The sequence below is a fragment of the Shewanella algidipiscicola genome (assembly GCF_900380485.1).
Classification (GTDB): Bacteria; Pseudomonadota; Gammaproteobacteria; order Enterobacterales; family Shewanellaceae; genus Shewanella; species Shewanella algidipiscicola.
This window is the reverse complement of the sequence record NZ_OXJV01000020.1, coordinates 85,709-106,657: the sequence shown is the minus strand read 5'-3', so window position 1 is coordinate 106,657 and position 20,949 is coordinate 85,709. Positions and strand designations below refer to the sequence as shown.

Below are 20,949 nucleotides of genomic sequence, written 5' to 3'. Positions count from 1 at the left end.
CGCTTATTAGGGTACCATCATCGAGTGCAACCCACATGGTAAGTAACATATCACGACGGAGATACCGAGATGAGGGGATTATTCAGTCTATTTTGGCTGCTTGTAAGATGTCCATATTCTGCGTGATACCAATGAGCAATCAGTGGGATAGCTTCTGGCCTATCAGGCAATGGATGAATATCAGTTGATACTGATCGGCTATTGTCCTCATAATGGCGAATTTTTCTCCAGCCTGTTTCACGTGAAACAGCCAAAAAAAATCGAGTAGCATTAGCTACTCGATTTTATATAACGGTGATGGGTGGTTGGCGTTAAACGCGTTCAAATACCGTTGCGATACCTTGACCCAAACCAATACACATGGTGGCTAAGCCTAAGTTAGCATCTTTACTTTCCATTAGATTGATTAAGGTGGTAGAGATACGTGTACCCGAACAGCCTAATGGGTGACCCAGTGCAATCGCACCACCGTTAAGGTTAATCTTTTCATCGACCACATCCATCAAGCCAAGATCTTTAACACAAGGCAGTGATTGTGCTGCGAAGGCTTCGTTTAGCTCAATCACATCAAGGTCATTAATGGTGAGGCCTGCACGGGCAAGTGCTTTTTGTGTAGCAGGTACTGGGCCGTATCCCATGATTGCTGCATCACAGCCAGCAACCGCCATAGAGCGAATGCGAGCGCGGATAGGTAGACCAAGCGCTTTCGCTTTCTCTTCTTCCATCACTAGCATCGCCGAAGCGCCGTCAGACAGTGCCGAAGAAGTCCCAGCCGTTACTGTGCCATTAACAGGATCAAATACAGGGCGAAGACCTGCGAGTGATTCAAGCGTGGTTTCTGGGCGAATGACTTCATCGTGAAACACCTTTACAAGAGCACCGCTAGCATCGTGACCTTCGATCGCATGGATTTCGCTAGCAAAGCGTCCTTCAACGGTGGCCGCATAGGCACGTTGATGTGAACGTACGGCAAACTCATCCTGTTGCTGGCGAGTAATACCGTGCATCTTACCAAGCATCTCAGCGGTTAGCCCCATCATGCCCGAGGCTTTAGCCACGTTATTAGCTAGGCCTGGGTGGAAATCGACACCGTGATTCATCGGCACGTGACCCATGTGTTCAACACCACCGACGATAAAGGTGTCGCCCATACCCGTCATGATAGCGCGAGCAGCTTGATGCATGGCTTCCATTGATGAACCACAAAGACGGTTGATGGTGACAGCGCCGGCTTGCTTAGGAATACCCGCAAGTAGGGCGGCATTGCGTGCGATGTTGAAGCCTTGCTCTAAGGTTTGCTGAACACAGCCCCAAATCACATCTTCAATGGTATTTGGGTCAAGTTGTGGGTTACGAACCAGTAACGCTTTCATTAGTTCGGCTGACAAGGTCTCAGCACGAACGTTTCTAAATACTCCAGCCTTAGAGCGGCCCATAGGAGTACGGATGCAATCTACTATAACTGCTTGTTTCATTATTCTATTCCTTCCGGCTGATTAGGCTTGGTAGTAGCTACCGTTGTTGGCAGCAAGTTCACGCATCTTGTCTGTTACTTGGTACAGACCGCCTAGGTGAGCATATTTGTCGGCTAATGCAACAAAATTAGCTACGCCCATGGTGTCGATGTAACGGAACACACCGCCTCTAAATGGAGGGAAACCGAGACCGTAAACTAGCCCCATGTCAGCTTCAGCTGGAGTGGCAATGATGCCTTCTTCGAGACAGCGTACTGTTTCGATAATCATTGGGATCATAGTGCGAGCGATGATCTCATCTTTGGTGAACTCTTTGAGTTCACCAAAGGTATTACCTAGGAGTTCATAACTCACAGGATCGATATCTTTCTTTGGCTTACCACGGCGATCGACAGAGTACTGATAGAAACCTTTGGCATTTTTCTGTCCAAAACGTTGCGCTTCAAACATCACATCAATCGCATCTTTACCGGTTTTGCCCATTCTGTCGGGGAAACCTTCAGCCATCACTGCTTGTGCGTGGTGGCCGGTATCTAGACCGACGACGTCGAGCAGATAAGCAGGGCCCATTGGCCACCCAAACTGCTTTTCCATTACTTTGTCGATAGCCGCAAAATCGGCGCCATCGGCAAGTAGGCCGCTAAAGCCGGCAAAATAAGGAAATAGCACGCGGTTAACGAAGAAGCCTGGGCAGTCGTTAACAACAATAGGGGTCTTCCCCATTTTGGCCGCATAAGCCACAACCGATGCAATGGTTTCTTCTGAACTATTTTCACCACGGATAACTTCAACCAAAGGCATTTTGTGTACTGGGTTAAAGAAATGCATACCGCAGAAACGCTCAGGTTTCTTTAGGCTCTTAGCCAATAGATTGATTGAGATAGTTGATGTGTTCGAGGCGATGATCGCATCTTCACTGACATGCTCTTCGACTTCAGCCAATACCGTGGCTTTCACTTTTGGATGCTCAACAACGGCTTCAACAACAACATCGGCTTGTTTTACAGCACTGTAATCGAGTGTGGCAGTGATGTTATTCAGTACTGCAGCCATCTTCTCTGGAGTCGAGCGTCCACGTTTGATTTGCGCTGTCAGTAGTTTAGATGCTTCGCCTAAACCAAGTTCAAGTGCTGGCTGAGCGATATCTTTCATGACGATTGGCGTGCCTTTGCTGGCACTTTGATAGGCAATACCACCGCCCATAATACCTGCGCCCAACACGGCGGCACTGTTTACGGTTTTAGCTTGCTTAGAAGCTTTCTTCGCCTTTCCTTTAACGAGTTGATCATTAAGGAATATACCGATAAGTGCTTGAGCAATTTCGGTTTTAGCCAGTTTAAGAAATGCCTGATGTTCGATTTGTAGCGCTTCAGCTCGCTTAGCGCCTGCGGCTTGCTCTATTACATCAACCGCTGCCATTGGGGCTGGGTAATGTTTGCCCGCAACCTGAAAGACCATGCCTTTAGCTGTGGCAAATGACATCATTGCTTCAAGCTTAGGTAGCGTGAGTGGCGATAATTTACGGTTACGACGTGATTGCCAATCAATCTTCTCGGCAATGGCATCGTTAAGCATTTGAATCGCTGCGGTTTCTAGTGCTTCTGGTGCAACAACAGCATCAATAGCGCCCACTTTTAATGCCGCTTCTGGGCGTTGATCTTTACCTGTGGTGATCCATTCAAGCGCGTTGTCCGCGCCAATGACGCGAGGTAGACGTACCGTGCCGCCAAAGCCTGGAATAATACCCAGTTTGGTTTCGGGCAGACCAATGCGAGCCGTGGTATCTGCCACGCGCAAATCGGTTGCTAAAATGGTTTCACAGCCACCGCCTAATGCAAAGCCTTTGATTGCTGAGATGGTTGGGAAGGGCAAATCTTCAAGTTTATTAAAGACCTTGTTAGCTTCTTCTAACCAACTGAGCAGTACAGCATCATCTTGTGCGAAGAGGCCTAAAAATTCGGTGATATCTGCGCCGACAATAAAGGCATCCTTTCCAGACGCCAGCATTAAGCCTTTAAGGTTTGGCTGTTGCTTAATTGCATCTAATGCGGCATCGAGAGATGTTAAGGTTTCTCTGTCAAATTTGTTTACTGAGCCTGCGGCGTTAAAACAGAGCCGAGCGATATTGTCTTCAAGTTGTTCAACCTGAATCGTAGGACTTTGGTAGATCATTGCTTGCTTCCTTATTGCTTTAAAGAGCACTACCTACTATTGATTTTGTATAGCGTAGGTAAAATCTCTATCTTACAGCAGGCCATCATTTGACCAGTTGCTGCTCAGTGTGCGTCTAAATCGAGAAAATTTCAACACCCAATTTAAACGGTTGTTTAATTTTCTTCGGTTAGGCTGAATTTTGCGCTTTATGTTAGACTGACGCCAATATTGTCGCCGTCACTGACGCCTGGGTGTTAAGCATTCAGACGTATGCCATAAAATAATAATAGGAACATAGACATGGAAAATTTAGCTACCCTTTACCCTGACCATATCCTTGAGTTAAATCATCGCGTTGCTGAAATTGTGGCGAGAGAGAAACTGTCTGGGTTGGTGATCCATTCAGGTCAACCTCATCGTCAGTTTTTAGACGATATGGATTACCCGTTTAAGGTTAATCCACATTTTAAGGCGTGGTTACCCGTTATCGATAATCCCCATTGTTGGTTATTGGTTAATGGTAAGGATAAGCCACAGCTGATTTTTTATCGTCCAGTGGATTTTTGGCATAAAGTGGCCGACCTTCCAGATGCATTTTGGACCAATGAAATTGAAGTTAAGCTGCTCACTAAGGCCGACAAAATAGCCGATTTTTTGCCTAATGATATAGGTAACTGGGCCTATATTGGCGAACATTTGGAGGTTGCCGAAGTATTAGGGTTTACATCGCGTAATCCCGATGCCGTAATGAGTTATTTGCATTATCACCGTGCAACAAAAACACAATATGAACTAGCCTGCATGCGCAAAGCCAATGAAATTGCAGTGAAAGGCCATGAGGCTGCTAAGAGTGCATTTTACGGTGGTGGCAGCGAGTTTCAAATCCAACAAGCTTACCTCAATGCGGTTGATCAGAGTGAAAATGAGATGCCCTATGGCAATATTGTGGCACTTAACCAAAATGCTTCGATATTACATTACACCGCACTAGAGCATCAGGTGCCTGCTCAGCGTTTATCTTTTTTGATTGATGCCGGTGCCAACTTTCATGGTTATGCCGCCGACATTACTCGGACCTACGCTTTTGAAAAAAATCGTTTTGGCGAGCTGATCGTGGCGATGGAACAACTGCAACTAGCGATTATCGATATGATGCGACCCGGCGTAAAATATGTTGATCTGCATATCGACACTCATCATAAATTGGCGCAAATTCTACTGGATTTCAATTTAGCCACTGGTGATAAGCAAGGCTTGGTAGAGCAGGGGATCACCAGTGTCTTTTTCCCTCACGGGCTAGGCCACATGCTGGGATTGCAGGTACATGATATGGGAGGCTTCTTGCATGATGAGCGCGGTACTCATATCGCTGCGCCAGAGGCGCACCCATTTTTACGCTGCACGCGTACATTAGCAGCCAATCAAGTGCTAACCATAGAGCCAGGGTTGTACATTATCGATACCTTGCTTGACGCCTTAAAGCAGGATGCTCGTCGGCAACAGATTAATTGGGATACGGTGGCTATGTTACGTCCATTTGGTGGCATCCGTATCGAAGATAATGTGATTGTGCACCATGATCATACTGAAAATATGACTCGTAACTTAGGGCTTAATGGTTAAGGATTGATGATTGTTGAGTGAAAGTTACCTTATTCCGGCTCAGCGCCTAGTGATAGAACAGGAGATAAAACACAGCCGTTTTATCTCCGTACTGTTTCATTGCTCATCTGAACAAGTATTGAAGTGTGTACTTACTAACGTCAAGGCGGAGTATCCCGGAGCCAATCATTATTGTTATGCCTTTATCGCCGCCGAGCCCTGTAATACAGTAACCATGGGCTCAAGCGATGATGGTGAGCCTGCTGGGAGTGCTGGACGGCCGATGTTAGCCACCCTGCAAGGGGCTAATATTGGTGAGATCGGTGTCATAGTGGTGCGCTACTTTGGTGGCACTAAGTTGGGTGTCGGTGGACTGGTGAGAGCCTATAGTGCGGGCATTAAGCAAGGGCTCACGCAGTTGGAGACCGAACTTAAATTAATTCGTTATCCCGGTCAGTTGGTGTGTGAGTATCACCAGCTTAAAGATGTAGAGCACTTTTTAATGCGTGGTGAAGGGCTGATCACCGACAAAATATTTTCAGATAAGGTGTTGGTACATTTTGAGATACCCAAGGGGCATCAGCAGACGTTTGCACAGGAGCTAGCGACCATCAGTCAGGGCCAATTGAAGGTGCAGTTTGAGGGGGAGTAGTATGATTCAAGCAAGGATTCATATTGGTGAATTAAGCTATAAACTCAGCTTCTGTAATAAACCACAGGTTTTTTGATCATTGCCTTAGTTTTGTTACGTATTGGGGTAATAAATTTTATATAACAGCATGATAAATGTGTGCGAAAATGGTCGATTGTGCATGATACCGCTAAAGGACTAATAGAAAGCCCAGATGCAATATAGAACAATTATAAGAATTACCGGACTATTGATGGGGTTGTTTTCGTTATCGTTACTTCCCCCAGCTCTCGTCGCCGTGATTTACAAAGATGGCGGTGGTGCTGCGTTTATTCAGGCTTTTTTTCTGAGTTTATTGCTCGGCTTTTTGCTTTGGTATCCTAATCGTCACCATAAAAAAGACCTACGTACCCGCGAAGGTTTTTTGCTGGTAGTGTTGTTTTGGGGGGTACTAGGGTCGATTGGTGCTGTCCCCTTTATTTTCTCTAGCCAACCAGACTTATCTCTTGCAGACAGCTTTTTTGAATCTTTTTCGGGCTTAACCACTACCGGTGCAACGGTTTTAGTGGGGCTAGATGACCTACCTAAGGCTATCTTATTCTATCGCCACCTGCTGCAATGGTTGGGCGGCATGGGGATTATTGTGTTGGCTGTCGCCATCTTACCCGTACTAGGTGTTGGGGGAATGCAGCTTTATCGCGCCGAAATTCCCGGACCTGTTAAAGACAGTAAGATGACCCCGAGAATTGCCGAATCGGCAAAAGCTTTATGGTATATCTATCTAGCATTAACCATCGCGTGTGCATTCGCCTATTGGCTTGCTGGCATGGATCTGTTTGATGCGATATGTCATTCATTTTCGACCATTGCAATTGGCGGTTTTTCTACCCATGACGCCAGTATGGGCTACTTCGATAGTACGACTATTAACATGGTATGTGTGGTGTTTTTATTGATTGCCGCACTTAATTTTAGTCTGCATTTTGCGGCATTTACTCGCCGCGGTATTAATTTAAAAGTCTATTTTCGTGACGCCGAATTTAAGGCGTTATTGGTTGTTCAGCTCACGCTTACCCTGATCTGTTTTGCGACCTTATATCATTCGGGTATCTACGATAATCCCGAAGAAACCTTCGATTTTGCCCTGTTTCAAGCGGTATCCATCTCTACTACTGCAGGTTTTGGTACCGAAAGCTTTCACATGTGGCCGCTATTTTTGCCAATGCTCCTGATATTTTCTAGTTTTATTGGTGGGTGTGGTGGGTCTACCGCCGGCGGTATTAAAGTGATGCGAGTCATCTTACTCTTACTGCAGGGCTCACGTGAATTAAAGCGCTTAGTACACCCAAGGGGAATGTTTTCGATTCGGATTAATGGCAAGGCGTTACCAGATCGAGTGATCGATGCCGTATGGGGATTCTTTTCTGCCTATGCGCTTGTTTTTGTCGTTTGTATGTTGATACTGATGGCATTGGGGCTGGATAACATTACTGCCTTTAGTGCTACCGCGGCTTGCTTAAATAACTTAGGTCCTGGGTTGGGTGAGGTGGCGAGTAATTATGCCAGTATCGGCGATGGAGCCAAGTGGGTGCTCGTGGTTGCGATGCTATTTGGTCGTTTAGAAGTGTTTACTTTATTGGTGTTATTTACACCTACTTTTTGGAAGAATTGATGAGCCGTACATTAATTATTTATTCGACAGTAGATGGACAAACGAAGGCGATTTGTGACCAAATCCAAGAGATCTGTCAGGCAGAAACTCAGATGGTAACAATGGTTTCATTAGAGGAGGCACAGGCAGTTAACCTGTCTTATTTCGATAAAGTATTGATTGGTGCGAGCATTCGTTATGGCAAGCATAGGCCTGAACTGTTGCAGTATGTTAACCGTCATCGCGCCGTGTTAAATGGCAAGAAAAATGCCTTTTTTACCGTCAATGTGGTGGCCAGAAAACCGGAAAAAAACACTCCGGAAACCAACCCCTATATGAAAAAGTTCTTACAGTTGTCGTTGTGGCAGCCACAGCAACTTGGTGTTTTTGCCGGTAAAATTGACTACCCTAAATATCGTTTTTTTGACAAATTTATGATTCGATTCATCATGTGGATCACCAAAGGGCCAACCGATACGTCGGGTACTTTCGAATTTACCAATTGGGACAAGGTCAAAGCCTTTGGTAAAGCTTTTAGTGAGCGATAACACAGCGAGTAGCGCTACACACCTTTAGGCACAGTAGCGCTTATAGAGAATCGAGATAACCTCGGTAACTTGCTCATTTTTAAGGGTGTAATAAACAATTTGTGAACTCTTGCGTGTCGCCACCAGATCTTCTGCGCGCAGCACCGCAAGATGCTGAGATAACGCCGATTGGCTTAGTGGTACGGTTTCATTGAGTTGCGTGACGCTAAGTTCATTATCAAGCAACTGACATAAGATCATCAGGCGGTAGGGATTAGCGATAGCCTTGAGCCATTTGGCAGCACTCTGAGCATTGGTGACCATGGTATCTACATCGATATCTTTTTGCATACAGTTAGTCTCTTATACTCTGCTTGATTAGACAACTCTAATTGAATGGCTAGGTTAAGGCAATGATACTCAGTCTACGGTCCGAACTCAATTGATGGGTCTACATGTTTAATCAGTATCTTAGCAGGTGTATCTTATCGCGAATTTTTTAATGATTAGGTGGCATATTTCACAAAAACCTTAACTAATTTGTGATCCATTAATATGTTTTGATGGCAGTAAGCTGTAACAATGCGATTTAACTGTTTTTGATTATGGGTGTGATATGGCTTCAGTGTTACTTATTTATTATTCTCGTGGCGGACATACTGCCAAAATTACCCAAGCAATTGCAGCACATATTCGTCAGCAAGGTCATCAATGCGATGTGGTGCAGATAGGGCATGTCGAGACGATTGATTGGGATAAGTATGATAGTGTTGCCTTAGGCGCATGTGTGCTTTACGGCAGCTATGATAAATCGGTATTTGCCTTTGCAACTCAATATCAGCAGCAACTAGCCTCAATACCTAATAGCTTTTTTAGTGTTAACGTTGTCGCGCGTAATCCCGAGAAACGTGTGCCTGAAAACAATAAGTATCTGCAAAAATTCATTGAGTTGTCACCTTGGAAACCTAAAGATGTCAAAGTCATTGCAGGTAAGGTCGATTACCCCTCTTGGCGTTGGTATGACAGATTGATGATCCAACTGATCATGAAGATCACTCATGGGCCAACCGACCCTAAAGCCGTTATCGATTACACGGATTGGGACGATGTAAAGGTATATGGTGAGCATCTTATTAGCCTTGCTAAATAAAGTGCATCACAGTGAGTTTAAAAGAGCCATCACGGCTCTTTTTTTTGTGCCCGACACGTCTCTAAAGGTGCAGTGGTTTAGCGTGCTATTACGACTTAAGTGCAGGCCGATATCTTGCTTGTTATCTGGTATGACCTCTGCTAGCCTTTCGGCTTCATTTTAAAGGACATTATTGTAATGAATCTGTATTTTCGCTTGATTTGGTTGATGTTATGGCGTGTGCGCCATTGTCGCAGTATCGATTTTTTAGGCACCAGTAAGATTGATTACCGTGCGTTACCTTTAGATTGTGATATCAACTTTCACCTTACCAACTCCCGTTATCCTGCTTTTATGGATCTGGCCAGAACTTACATGTTGGCAGAAATGGGGTTACTGAATCGTTTTCTTAAGCTCAAATGGATGCCCATCGTCAATGCGGCTGAATTTACTTATATTCGTGACATTAAGCCGCTGAGAAAGTTTGAAGTGCAAAGTAAGGTCGTTGGTTGGGATGAAAAATATTTTTATGTAGAGCAGCGGTTTGTTAGTGAAAATACCCTGCGCTGCATCGTTCACGTGCGCGGCGTCTTTGTGTGTGATCGCAAACAGGTACCTATTGCAACTATGGTCAAAGAGGCTGGTTTCGACGGTCCTGCGCCAGAGCTGCCTCCTGAGGTGGTAAAGTGGAAGGCTTTTTTGCAGCTAAAAAAAGAACGTAATTTATAATTTCACCTTCAATTAATGGGCGGTTAATACTAGGGAATAGGGCGAAAGCCTATCAGGGCTGTCGTTTTCGCTAGCTCAATCTCTTGTTGAACTTGTATCCATGAACCACGCGTTTCTGCTTGATGGAGATAACGCACAAGCTGATCGAATTGATATAGCTTAAAGCGCTTTCTGGCGCCCATGATACACGGGATTAAAGCACAATCAGCCATGGTAAATGCATCGCCACATAGCCAGTGATAATGGCTTAGTTGTTCATTTAAGCTTTGAAAGCTAGCATGAATTTCATTTTCAAGTTGTTTGATCTTTAAGGGGACTTGCTCGACTCGAGTTTGCATTCTTTCGAGCGTATACAGCTTATTACTTACATCGTTATCAATGATGCGATCGCATAGTCTAACCTGTAATGCGTGTTCAAAATCGGTCGGAATTAGCTGGGTGCCTGTTGCGAATTGATGATCGATATATTCGATGATAATAGTGGATTCGGGCAGCAATTTGGCCGAGCGTGTTTTGAGTAACGGTAATTTACCCGAGGGATATTGTTGTGTGAAGCGGTTGCGAGAATAAGGATCGCTGAGTTCGATGATTCTAGGATAGAAGTTGACCTGTTTTTCATAAAATGCCAGCAGTACTTTTTGTGAATATCTAGAGAGGGGGTGATAAAACAGTTCCATCTTAACCCATCTCCATGCGCCGCCAATTGATACTATAACCTTAGTCTGCTTTTCGCTATAAGGTTGAATTTTTCACTTGAGTTGATAGCGGCTTTTGGATTCGAGTGAGTCAATGTTGGCACTTTCTAGGTGTGTAAAGTCGCGTTGTGTAATCTGTGCTGTGAGCACTGCCTATGCCTTGCTTAGAGCTGAAACCTTCGCTGTAAAAACGTCAATATTAACCTAATCTTAGGTGGTATGGTGTGGTGATAACCCTGTACGGCATAAACGGTATTGTGTTGTAGTCGGTGAGTCGTGGTACCAACGCCCTTTGGTGTATTGCAGTGCTCAGCAATGACGCAGCAGCCTGTTTTGCCAATAACAGTAATTCAGCGCAGTAATAGTAGAATTCTTGTCCCGTTTGAGTGAGCGATAACCTGTAAGTGGTGCGCCGGAGCAATGTCTGCTGGCAACGGCTTTCGAGCCGTTTAAGATGTTGACTCACCATGGAACGGCTGATCCCAAGTTGTGTTACTGCAGCCGTGAGAGAGCCTTGTTCCACAACGCTGGCAAATACCAACATGCGATAGAGCTGGGATACATCTATAGGGTTAACCTGTCCTTGATTGTTTAATTTCAATAATAACATTAACTTATAGACAGATTGATGGTTATTTGAACAGTTAAATAAATCAAAAATACTAGCTCGTTAATCATGATGATTGTCATCGAAATTGATCGATTTCCTCCTCAGGAGGGTATTGTGTGGCAGAATCGATGGGCAATGTTCGTATTTGTCCTAATAGGATAAGGGTCAACGTAGAGAGATATTGTTTTGGAATCTTTTGAGCAAATTTATATGCGGGCATGCCAACGTAAAGGTGGCGAGGCGGCATTAAAGAGCTTGATGCCCGTTGTGGTGTCTAATGATGCAATTAAGCATTACAGCGATGCAGAGCTATTGTCTGAGATCTGTAAAAAGGTGTTTCAGTGTGGTTTTGTTTGGCGCATTGTCGATAATAAATGGTCAGCTTACGAGCAGGCATTTTTTGATTTTGAGCCGCATAAGGTGTTAATGCTCTCTCCTGAACAACTGCAACAGCGGGCCAGCGATGAGAATCTAATTAGGCATTTAAAGAAAACCATGGCCATTTATGATAATGCATTAATGGTGCACGATATTAAACTTGAGTATGGCAGTTTTGCCCAATTTATCGCCGATTGGCCAAGTGATGATATTACAGGTCTATGGAGTGAACTTAAGCGTCGAGGTAATCGTCTTGGCGGCAATACCGGGGCCTACTTTTTACGCGCGATAGGCAAAGATACCTTTTTATTATCTGATGATATTAAAGGCTATTTTCAGGCGCATAAGTTGATCGATTTTGGATTTAGCACCAAGAGCGGTTTGGCGCAGGTGCAAAAAGTGTTTAACATTTGGCAACTGGAGTCTGGTTTACCACTGGCTGAAATTAGCCGAATCGTCGCTTGTAGTGTGGGTGATAATCGAATCTAACGCCAAAATGAATGATCTAGCTATAGTATTTTTATGTTCGAGCCTTTGTTAGCGTTAGGTGTTGAGCTGTTTTTGATTGAACGGATTACAACATAGAGCGCATTGGCGCTCGCGGCATCAGTGCTTTGTTGTCGTCATTCTTGTTTAAAAAAGCCAGCCTATTTTAGGCTGGCAAAAAGTGCAGAGATAAAACAAAGGGATGAAAAATCAGATGGTGATTAAAAGCTCTTACTGATCCCAATAACAACCCGGTCATCGAATATTTCAGTTTGTGTGCCGTAGACTTTATGGTCGGCATCCATTGTGCTGCCATGGTAACGTAGATCGAAGTCTAAGCCCGCATAGGCTTTGGTGATACCAAGGTTCCAATGTCCCCAACCTTCAGCCCCCTCGCCATCAAGCTCTTGGTAACCAAGGCTGCCTGATACCTTAAAGCCATTATCGAATGCATAGCTAGGGTGTATAGCGTAGTTAACTCCTTGCCAGCCATCTACCCCAAACCAATCATCCAGTGTTGGAGTGACCTCTAGCTGCACATTGGTGCGGCCGAACTGTTTACCCACTTTTAACCATAATTCGGTGTAGTTCGAATATGAGGCACCTGGATAGAGGTAAGAAAATAGCATGACGTCATAGGTGATACCGCTATCACCAAACTCGCCATATTTACCCATGTAGGGTGCGGTAACAATTTCTAAATTAGGATCGGCAAACTTGATATTTGAGGCGAAGACTCCGGCGTACCAGCCGTTATCGTTTCCCCAGCCTAATGTACCTTGTACAACAGGAACATCACCGTCCATGGTTTCGGATTCACCACGAAACACATAGTCAGATGCGAAAGTAAGCTTAGTTGTGAGTTTGCCACCAAATAATTCATTATCTTCTTGTGCTTGTGCAATGGAGACCACTGATAGTAGTAAGCTGCCAATGAGGGCTGAGTATTTTAGCTTTGTAACCGTGTTCATAATCATCTCGCTAATGGTGAGTGTTGTTGTGTTGATGACTATAAAGTGAACTTATGAATGACTTTTATACCCCGAATGAACTAATGACAAAAAAATATGAACAATTGTGAACAGTTCTGTTCGCTTAATGCTAAATTTACTGTTGCAAGCGTGATTTGTATCGCGCTAGATCACACTTTTATTACATACTTGTGTTTTTGAGGGGGAGTAACGCTCAATGTTAACCCCTTGTTAACAATGTTCGATACTTACTTATAATAATTTGCATTAACTTACAAAATGAGTAGGTTATTGTTCTTGTTGACCTAGGCTAGGTGTGAGATAAATGGTTCCAATGTAAATAATGCTTCCAAAAGATTGCTCTGTAGTATGTTCTGCTACATGTAGGGCATTTTTTGTTGTGGCCTTGATTAGGAGTTATCATGCGGCAAATAGTGAAAATTGCCTCTGTTTTAAGTGTGGCGTTATGGATAACGGGTTGTGAAAAGCAAGAGGCACCGAGTCAATCAACCGCTGCAGCTAAAAGCCTCGAAGTTGGCGTCATGCAGGTTGTGGCACAGCCTCAAGCGATCCAGGTTGAATTACCTGGTCGCAGTAAAGCATTTCTTGAAGCTGAAGTCCGTCCGCAAGTTTCCGGTATTATTACCGAACGCAGCTTTATAGAGGGGGCTGATGTTGTCAAAGGGCAGTCTCTTTATCAAATAGACTCTGCTACATACAAAGCGGCATTAGTGAGTGCTGAAGCTGATTTGGCGCGTGCGAATGCAGGTTTAGCCTCGGCGAAAGCCAAAGCGGCCCGCTATCAAGAACTGGTGAAAACCAATGCGATTAGTCAACAAGAATTTGATGAAGCAGAAGCGGCATACAAGGAAGCTTTAGCTAATGTTACTGTCGCGAAAGCGGCAATTAACACCGCACAAATTAATCTTGAGTACACTCAAGTTCAGGCTCCTATCTCTGGCCGTATCGGTAAGTCGAGCGTAACAGCGGGTGCGTTGGTGACGGCAAATCAAAGCCAAACACTGGCGACAATTCAGCAGCTTGACCCTATCAATGTGGATATTGCTCAATCGAGTGCGCAACTATTGCGTCTAAAGGCTAAGTTGAAGCAAGGTTCATTACAGGCGGCCGATAACGCAGACGTTAACTTGATTTTGGAAGATGGTACGCCGTATTCGCATACGGGCACGTTGCAGTTTTCAGAGGTCAGTGTCGATGAGAATACCGGCTCAGTGACATTACGTGCCGAGTTCCCAAATCCAGATGGAGTGTTACTGCCAGGTATGTATGTCCGCGCCGTGTTAAATACGGGAACAGACCCACATGCGATTTTAGTTCCGCAAAAAGCGATCACGCGTAACTCTAAAGGCCAAGCCATTGCGATGGTAATAGGCGCTGAAAGTAAAGTGGAAGCGCGGGTTGTCACTACGGCAGAAGTTATCAATCATCAATGGCGTATCCTCGATGGCCTTAAGGTTGGCGACCAATTGATTGTTGAAGGTTTACAGAAAATTCGTCCCGGTGCACCAGTGACCGGAAAACCGATTGACGCAATGCAATCAGATCAGCAATCACAAAAGTAGGGTAAAGTTATGGCTCGTTTCTTTATCGATCGCCCTATCTTTGCTTGGGTGATCGCCATTATCGTTATGATGGCCGGGGTGCTCTCTATTATGAAGCTCCCTGTGTCACAATATCCCAGTATTGCGCCACCAACCGTAGTGATTAATGCTGTTTATCCTGGTGCTTCGGCAAAGACCATGGAAGATACCGTTACTCAGGTGATTGAGCAGCGAATGACGGGGATTGATAATCTACGTTATATCGCCTCAACGAGTGATAGCTTTGGTAACGCACAAATCACCTTAACCTTTAATGCCGAGGCCGATCCTGATATCGCTCAGGTGCAGGTGCAAAACAAACTGCAACTTGCGATGCCCTTGTTACCACAAGAGGTGCAGGCACAAGGGGTTAAAGTTAACAAGTCCAGCTCTGGCTTTTTAATGGTATTGGGTTTCGTTTCATCTGATGGTTCATTGGGTAAAACGGATATTGCCGACTATGTTGGCTCAAATATCCAAGACCCTATTAGCCGTGTTGCTGGTGTGGGGGAAATTCAGTTATTCGGTGCACAATATGCGATGCGTATATGGCTCGATCCGTTAAAGCTGACCCAATACAACCTGACCAGCCAAGATATTATGGCGTCGATTCGTGAGCAGAATGCGCAAGTTTCGGCTGGCCAATTAGGTGGCGCTCCTGCGCTTGCGGGCCAAGAGTTAAATGCTACGGTTTCGGCTCAGAGTCGTCTACAAACTGCCGATGAGTTTAAGAAAATCATCATCAAAGCAGACAGTTCGGGTGCTAAGGTCTTCTTAGAAGATGTGGCACGTGTTGAGCTTGGCGCAGAAAGTTATGCGGTTGAATCGTTTTATAACGGTAAGCCGGCGTCGGGTCTGGCAGTTAAGCTAGCTACTGGCGCTAATGCGTTAGCGACTGCTGAGCGTGTGCGTGAAAAAATTGATGAATTAAAGGTGTTCTTCCCACAAGGGTTAGAGGTTGTTTATCCTTATGATACAACGCCTTTTGTTGAGAAGTCGATTGAGGGAGTGGTACATACCTTACTAGAAGCCGTCGTCTTGGTCTTCGTGATCATGTACCTGTTCTTGCAAAACTTCCGCGCGACGTTAATCCCAACTATTGCGGTTCCCGTTGTATTGTTAGGTACGTTTGCCATTTTATCGGCGACCGGATTTTCGATTAATACTCTTACCATGTTCGCCATGGTATTGGCCATTGGTTTGCTGGTGGACGATGCGATTGTGGTGGTGGAGAACGTTGAGCGTGTGATGCAAGAGGAGGGCCTGAGCCCGCTCGAAGCGACGCGTAAGTCGATGGATCAGATCACCGGCGCTCTAGTGGGTATCGGTCTTACCTTGTCTGCGGTATTCGTACCCATGGCCTTTATGTCGGGCTCGACAGGGGTTATCTATCGTCAGTTCTCGGTCACGATTGTCTCTGCCATGGCCTTGTCTGTGATGGTGGCAATTATCCTGACGCCGGCACTGTGTGCGACCATGTTAAAGCCTATCGCGAAAGGCGAAGGGCACGTCAAAACCGGTTTCTTCGGTTGGTTTAACCGTAAGTTCGATGCAATGACATCGCGCTATGAGGCCAGTGTTGCCTCTATGATTAAGCGTACCGGACGTGTCATGCTGGTCTACTTGGCATTGACCGTGGCCGTAGGCTGGATTTTCATGCGCATGCCTACCGCTTTCTTACCGGATGAAGACCAAGGTATCTTGTTCACGCAGGCTATTTTGCCAGTAAACTCGACTCAAGAAAGCACCAAAAGGGTGATGGAAAAAGTCACCGATTTCTACCTTAACCAAGAGGGCGACAGTGTTAACTCAGTGTTTACTGTCTCTGGTTTTAGTTTTGCCGGTAGTGGTCAAAACATGGGTTTGGCGTTTGTCGGTTTAAAAGATTGGTCTGTTCGTGGTGAGCAGGGTCAAGATGTTCAGTCAATTGCTGGGCGTTCTATGGCGATGTTCTCGCAAATGAAAGAAGCCTTTGTATTTGCCTTTGTCCCGCCTGCCGTGATTGAACTGGGTACCGCTAACGGTTTCGATTTCTATCTACAAGACAGAAATGGTCAAGGCCACGATAAGTTGGTTGAGGCCCGTAATATGTTGCTTGGGCTGGCCGCGCAAAACCCCAACTTGGTCGGTGTGCGTCCTAATGGTCAGGAAGATGCGCCTATGTATCAAATCCATGTGGATCACGCCAAGCTTCGCGCCTTGAGTGTCGACATCGATGCGGTAAACAGTGTACTAGGCACGGCCTGGGGTGGCAGTTACGTCAACGACTTTATTGACCGTGGTCGAGTGAAGAAAGTGTACGTGCAAGGCGATGCTCAGTACCGTATGCAGCCGGAAGATCTTGATACCTGGTATGTACGTAATGCTGAAGGTGAGATGGTGCCTTTCTCGGCCTTTGCTACCGGCTCATGGGAATTTGGTTCACCGCGTCTAGAACGCTTTAACGGTTTGCCGTCAATGAACATTCAGGGAGGCACTGCGCCGGGGTATAGTACAGGTGCGGCGATGGATGATATCGAAGCCATGGTTGCTAAATTACCACCAGGATTTGGTGTCGAATGGAATGGCCTGTCTTATGAAGAGCGTTTATCGGGTAATCAGGCGCCAGCACTATACGCACTCTCTATTATAGTCGTGTTCTTAGTATTGGCTGCGCTGTACGAGAGTTGGTCTGTGCCATTTGCGGTTATCTTAGTGGTGCCGCTTGGGGTCATTGGTGCGCTATTGGCGATGAATGGTCGGGGTCTGCCCAACGACGTATTCTTCCAAGTCGGTCTGTTAACCACTGTGGGTCTAGCGACGAAGAACGCTATCTTGATTGTAGAGTTTGCTAAAGAGTTCTATGAGAAAGGTGCAGGTCTCGTCGAAGCGACCTTACATGCGGTGCGGGTTCGTTTGCGACCGATCCTCATGACCTCTCTGGCGTTTGGTTTGGGGGTTGTACCATTAGCAATTAGTACTGGTGTCGGGTCTGGTAGCCAGAACGCTATCGGTACCGGTGTGCTCGGTGGCATGATGAGTTCAACCTTCTTGGGGATCTTCTTTATTCCGATCTTCTTCGTGATAGTTGAACGTATCTTCAGTAAACGAGAGCGCAATGGTGGTAGTGATGCCGCTATCGCCAAGACGGCTGATAAAGAATCATAGTTGACGCTAACAGTATCAAAAAGCCCAGCACTTGCTGGGCTTTTTATTGGCGCTAGAATGTTGCATTTAAAGGATATTTCGTTAAATATGTCTGTCTAAAAATAAGCCGTAAGGTCAATATCTATGCGCCCTCAATTATCGATACTTTTCCTGTTACTCCCTTTAACGCTTGGCTTGCCTGTATGGGCTGAGCAACCCGCTGCGACCCCGCAGATTGCTACTACCTACGTTAACGATGCCATCTTACCGCCAAGCATTGTGTGGCACGGGGCGAGTGAATCGTTGCTACTCGATGGCGAAGCGCCATGGGCAACCCCATTTGAAGTGGGCGGCTTTAAGGTTAGCCCGAGTTATGATGAGACGTTTGTTTGGTTAGATAAGCTGGTGGCAAGTAGTGACCTGTTGCACAAGGTGTCGCTAGGGAAGAGCCCTCAGGGGCGTGATATTTGGATGCTGATAGCATCGACAGAGGGGGCTGATACTCCTGAGGCCTTGGCTGCGACGGATAAACCCACTGTGTTAGTGCAGGCAGGGATCCACGCCGGAGAAATTGACGGTAAAGATGCCGGCATGATGTTACTACGAGACATGGTATTGGGTGATAAAGCGGCGCTACTCGATGGGGCTAATTTACTATTTGTACCGATTTTTAGTGTCGATGCCCATGAGCGCAGTGGTCAATATAATCGCGTTAATCAGCGTGGCCCGATAGAGATGGGTTGGCGTACTGCGGCTAACAACCTTAATTTGAATCGTGATTATGCCAAGGCCGACGCGGTAGAGATGCAGCATATGCTGGGTGCGATAAATCGATGGCAGCCCGACCTGTATATCGATGTGCACGTTACCGATGGCATGGACTATCAATATGATGTCACCTTTGGCTATAACTTAGCTCAAGGGCTGAGCCCGTCGAGTTTTCGTTGGCTAGATACCCAATATCGACCTTATGTGGAGCAGGCGTTAATGCGCGAAGGGCATATTCCGGGTCCCTTGGTGTTTGCTATCGACAATAGTGATGTGAGTAAGGGAATGTCATTATGGAATGCCAGTCCACGTTACTCAAATGGTTATGGTGATGCTCGGCATCTACCGACGATTTTAATTGAAAATCATAGTTTAAAGCCGTTTAAGCAACGAGTGCTTGGTACTTATGTCATGTTAGCGGCCACCCTCGAATTGGTGGGCAAGCAAGCCACTTCACTGCGCTCGGCGATTAAGCAAGACAAGTATCGTTATAGCGACCGCATTACCTTAACTTGGGGCGCCCAGCAACAGCAGCAAGGATGGGATTTCAAAGGGATTGATTACCGCACCGAAATCAGCCCCATCAGTGGTGAAAAGGTTGTTCGCTGGACTGGCGAGCCTAAACTTTACGAAAATTTACCCGTGATAGGTAATACTCTGGCTGACATAAAGGTTAATCGCCCCTCAGCTTATTATGTTGCACCTCAGTGGCTTGATGTGATTGAGCGTCTCGCAATTCATGGGATCCGTATGACAACGCTAACAGAGCCTAAGACACTTAAGTTGACCCAATATCAATTAACAGCGCCGCAATTTGGCAGTAAAGATTATGAAGGGCGTCAGCGAGTAAGCGCGCAATTGAGCGCACATGGGGTACAAACCACACTGCCAGCGGGCACCGTCAAGATTGATACGCAGCAGCCTCTGGGGGATTTGGCGATATTGCTGTTAGAACCTCAGTCGCCTGATTCATTATTACAATGGGGCTTTTTCAATCCAATATTTACCCGCACCGAATACATAGAGCATTACGCCGTAGAGCCACTGGCGGCGCAAATGCTTGAGGCCGACCCCAGCTTGCAGGCAGAATTTACCCAAGCGTTGCAAGACCCTGCTTTTGCCGCTGATGGCGAGGCAAGGTTACGCTGGTTTTATGTTCGAAGCCCTTATTATGATGGGCAATATCAGGTTTATCCGGTTTGGCGAGACGAGTAATGGCCGGTGTTATCATCTGTACCAACGCAGCTTAGGCTGCGTTTTTTATTGCGTATGGTTAAGGGTAACATGGGTAAATGCTCCTCAAGAGGTACGGATTTGGGATGGGTCATTGCCGATCATTAAATGAGCTTTTTTACTAACGAGTTGTGATTTAAGCAGATTTTTAGTGAATATCATTAAAATTTTTGAGCAGAAATCAACTTAAATCATTTAAAACAATAAGATAAATAATTGGCATGGAGTCTGCTTTATTTGAGGTAAGCGTTTGAGCAAACATTAATTAATAAGGATATGAGTTATGAATTTACGCCCCTTGGTTTTATGTGCCGCACTGAGTGCTTCGTTAGCTGGCTGCATCATTAACGTTAACGGTGCGGGTATGACCTCGTTTGATTATCACCGCCAGCAGCAGTTAATACTTGATGCCACACAGTTGCAACAGCTCGTAGCCGAAACTGGGGCTGGAGCACTGACTATTGAAGGAGTTGATGGGCTCCGGGAGGTGCGTATAGAGGCGGACATTTATGGTTATGATGGCGCCGAGCCAGAGCTTAGCTTAGTGCAGGAAGGTGAACACGCCAAACTGATCGCCAATTTTGACTCCTTCAGTAGGGGCTCATTCACGAGTGGCAACTCTCCTTATATTGATCTAGTGGTTAAAGTGCCTACCAATTTGAAACTCATGCTGGATGATGGCTCGGGTAATATTGAGGTTCGTGGCGTGAATGCCGAAATGATCATTACCGATGGTTCTGGCAGTATCACTATCGATGGTGCTAAAACATTAACTATCGATGATGGCTCAGGCAGTATTGTATTGCAAAATATTGACGGGGATATCAGCTTAACGGATGGCTCTGGTAGTATCGAGATCCAACGGGTGAATGGTGATGTGTCTGTGCATGATGGTTCTGGCTCGATAGTCATTAATCATGTGGCTGGTTTAGTCACTATTGATGATGGTTCTGGTGGTATTAGCGTCGACAATAGCAAAGGATTACACATTATTGAATCTGGTTCGGGCGATCTGAGTTTTGACAATATTCAGGGGCCCGTCACCATGGATTAATGGCTTCCCGGCGCGAAGGCGAAACGCTATCACCCTGTTCAGCGAGGCTGAAGAGGAAGGGGGCTGTAAGTTCCTGATAGCACTAGCCATCGCCCATCCATAGCTAGCCGCGGGCGATATTGAATAGCG

The 20,949-nt window shown here is 45.7% G+C and carries 17 protein-coding genes; 11 read left to right on the top strand and 6 right to left on the bottom strand.

From position 1 onward, the window contains the following. Positions 1-311: 311 nt before the first annotated feature. Both fadA and fadB read right to left on the bottom strand, forming a co-directional pair. Positions 312-1,475: an acetyl-CoA C-acyltransferase FadA gene (gene fadA / locus DN599_RS16950; protein WP_110458775.1), complete on the bottom strand. Its 1,164-nt coding sequence runs from the start codon at positions 1,473-1,475 to the stop codon at positions 312-314. A 21-nt stretch (positions 1,476-1,496) separates the two neighbouring features. Continuing rightward, positions 1,497-3,647, bottom strand: a complete 2,151-nt coding sequence (gene fadB, locus DN599_RS16945; protein ID WP_110458774.1) for a fatty acid oxidation complex subunit alpha FadB — start codon at positions 3,645-3,647, stop codon at positions 1,497-1,499. Between the two features lie 282 nt (positions 3,648-3,929). Between fadB and pepQ the strand changes: the two genes are divergently transcribed. The 4 genes from pepQ (at position 3,930) to hemG (DN599_RS16925) (ending at position 8,061) form a co-directional block, all read left to right on the top strand. After that, positions 3,930-5,252 (top strand): Xaa-Pro dipeptidase, encoded by a 1,323-nt coding sequence (pepQ, locus tag DN599_RS16940; protein ID WP_110458773.1) that lies wholly within the window; start codon positions 3,930-3,932, stop codon positions 5,250-5,252. A 13-nt stretch (positions 5,253-5,265) separates the two neighbouring features. After that, entirely contained in the window at positions 5,266-5,883 is a 618-nt protein-coding gene (locus DN599_RS16935) for a YigZ family protein (RefSeq protein ID WP_110458842.1), read from the top strand. Between the two features lie 193 nt (positions 5,884-6,076). Then, complete coding sequence (locus DN599_RS16930) at positions 6,077-7,534, top strand: TrkH family potassium uptake protein (protein ID WP_110458772.1); 1,458 nt, start codon at positions 6,077-6,079, stop codon at positions 7,532-7,534. Continuing rightward, positions 7,534-8,061 carry a menaquinone-dependent protoporphyrinogen IX dehydrogenase gene (hemG, locus tag DN599_RS16925; protein ID WP_110458771.1) on the top strand — a complete coding sequence of 176 codons (528 nt, stop codon included), beginning with the start codon at positions 7,534-7,536 and terminating at the stop codon, positions 8,059-8,061. The genes DN599_RS16930 and hemG (DN599_RS16925) overlap by 1 nt, the downstream gene beginning before the upstream one ends. Positions 8,062-8,085: 24 nt before the next feature. On the opposite strand, the gene DN599_RS16920 is transcribed toward hemG (DN599_RS16925), so the two are convergent. Further along, a complete protein-coding gene (locus DN599_RS16920) occupies positions 8,086-8,391 on the bottom strand; it encodes an ArsR/SmtB family transcription factor (RefSeq protein ID WP_028763438.1) in 306 nt (101 codons plus the stop codon). 265 nt (positions 8,392-8,656) lie between these two features. Here DN599_RS16920 and hemG (DN599_RS16915) point away from each other — a divergent pair, with 265 nt between their 5' ends. Beyond that, the gene (gene hemG / locus DN599_RS16915) at positions 8,657-9,190 is read left to right on the top strand and encodes a menaquinone-dependent protoporphyrinogen IX dehydrogenase (protein WP_110458770.1); all 534 of its coding nucleotides are present in this window, start codon (positions 8,657-8,659) and stop codon (positions 9,188-9,190) included. Positions 9,191-9,367: 177 nt separating this feature from the next. Next, a complete protein-coding gene (locus DN599_RS16910; RefSeq protein ID WP_110458769.1) occupies positions 9,368-9,898 on the top strand; it encodes a thioesterase family protein in 531 nt (176 codons plus the stop codon). A 29-nt stretch (positions 9,899-9,927) separates the two neighbouring features. Here DN599_RS16910 and DN599_RS16905 read toward each other — a convergent pair whose 3' ends face one another. Both DN599_RS16905 and DN599_RS16900 read right to left on the bottom strand, forming a co-directional pair. Further along, positions 9,928-10,575 carry a glutathione S-transferase family protein gene (locus DN599_RS16905; protein ID WP_110458768.1) on the bottom strand — a complete coding sequence of 216 codons (648 nt, stop codon included), beginning with the start codon at positions 10,573-10,575 and terminating at the stop codon, positions 9,928-9,930. A gap of 217 nt (positions 10,576-10,792) precedes the next feature. Further along, positions 10,793-11,194, bottom strand: a complete 402-nt coding sequence (locus DN599_RS16900) for a helix-turn-helix domain-containing protein (protein ID WP_239473339.1) — start codon at positions 11,192-11,194, stop codon at positions 10,793-10,795. Positions 11,195-11,413: 219 nt separating this feature from the next. On the opposite strand from DN599_RS16900, the gene DN599_RS16895 reads away from it, so the two are divergent. After that, positions 11,414-12,070: a DNA-3-methyladenine glycosylase I gene (locus tag DN599_RS16895; protein WP_110458840.1), complete on the top strand. Its 657-nt coding sequence runs from the start codon at positions 11,414-11,416 to the stop codon at positions 12,068-12,070. A 218-nt stretch (positions 12,071-12,288) separates the two neighbouring features. Here the strand turns inward: DN599_RS16895 and DN599_RS16890 are convergent, their stop codons facing one another. Further along, positions 12,289-13,038, bottom strand: coding sequence for a TorF family putative porin (locus tag DN599_RS16890; RefSeq protein WP_110458767.1), 750 nt, complete (start codon positions 13,036-13,038; stop codon positions 12,289-12,291). Positions 13,039-13,460: 422 nt separating this feature from the next. Here DN599_RS16890 and DN599_RS16885 point away from each other — a divergent pair, with 422 nt between their 5' ends. From DN599_RS16885 to DN599_RS16870, 4 genes are all read left to right on the top strand, one after another. Beyond that, complete coding sequence (locus DN599_RS16885; RefSeq protein WP_110458766.1) at positions 13,461-14,621, top strand: efflux RND transporter periplasmic adaptor subunit; 1,161 nt, start codon at positions 13,461-13,463, stop codon at positions 14,619-14,621. 9 nt (positions 14,622-14,630) lie between these two features. Further along, positions 14,631-17,786 (top strand): efflux RND transporter permease subunit, encoded by a 3,156-nt coding sequence (locus DN599_RS16880; RefSeq protein WP_110458765.1) that lies wholly within the window; start codon positions 14,631-14,633, stop codon positions 17,784-17,786. Between the two features lie 123 nt (positions 17,787-17,909). Next, the gene (locus DN599_RS16875) at positions 17,910-19,748 is read left to right on the top strand and encodes a M14 family metallopeptidase (protein WP_110458764.1); all 1,839 of its coding nucleotides are present in this window, start codon (positions 17,910-17,912) and stop codon (positions 19,746-19,748) included. A 301-nt stretch (positions 19,749-20,049) separates the two neighbouring features. Further along, entirely contained in the window at positions 20,050-20,820 is a 771-nt protein-coding gene (locus tag DN599_RS16870; RefSeq protein ID WP_110458763.1) for a DUF4097 family beta strand repeat-containing protein, read from the top strand. Positions 20,821-20,949 lie beyond the last annotated feature (129 nt).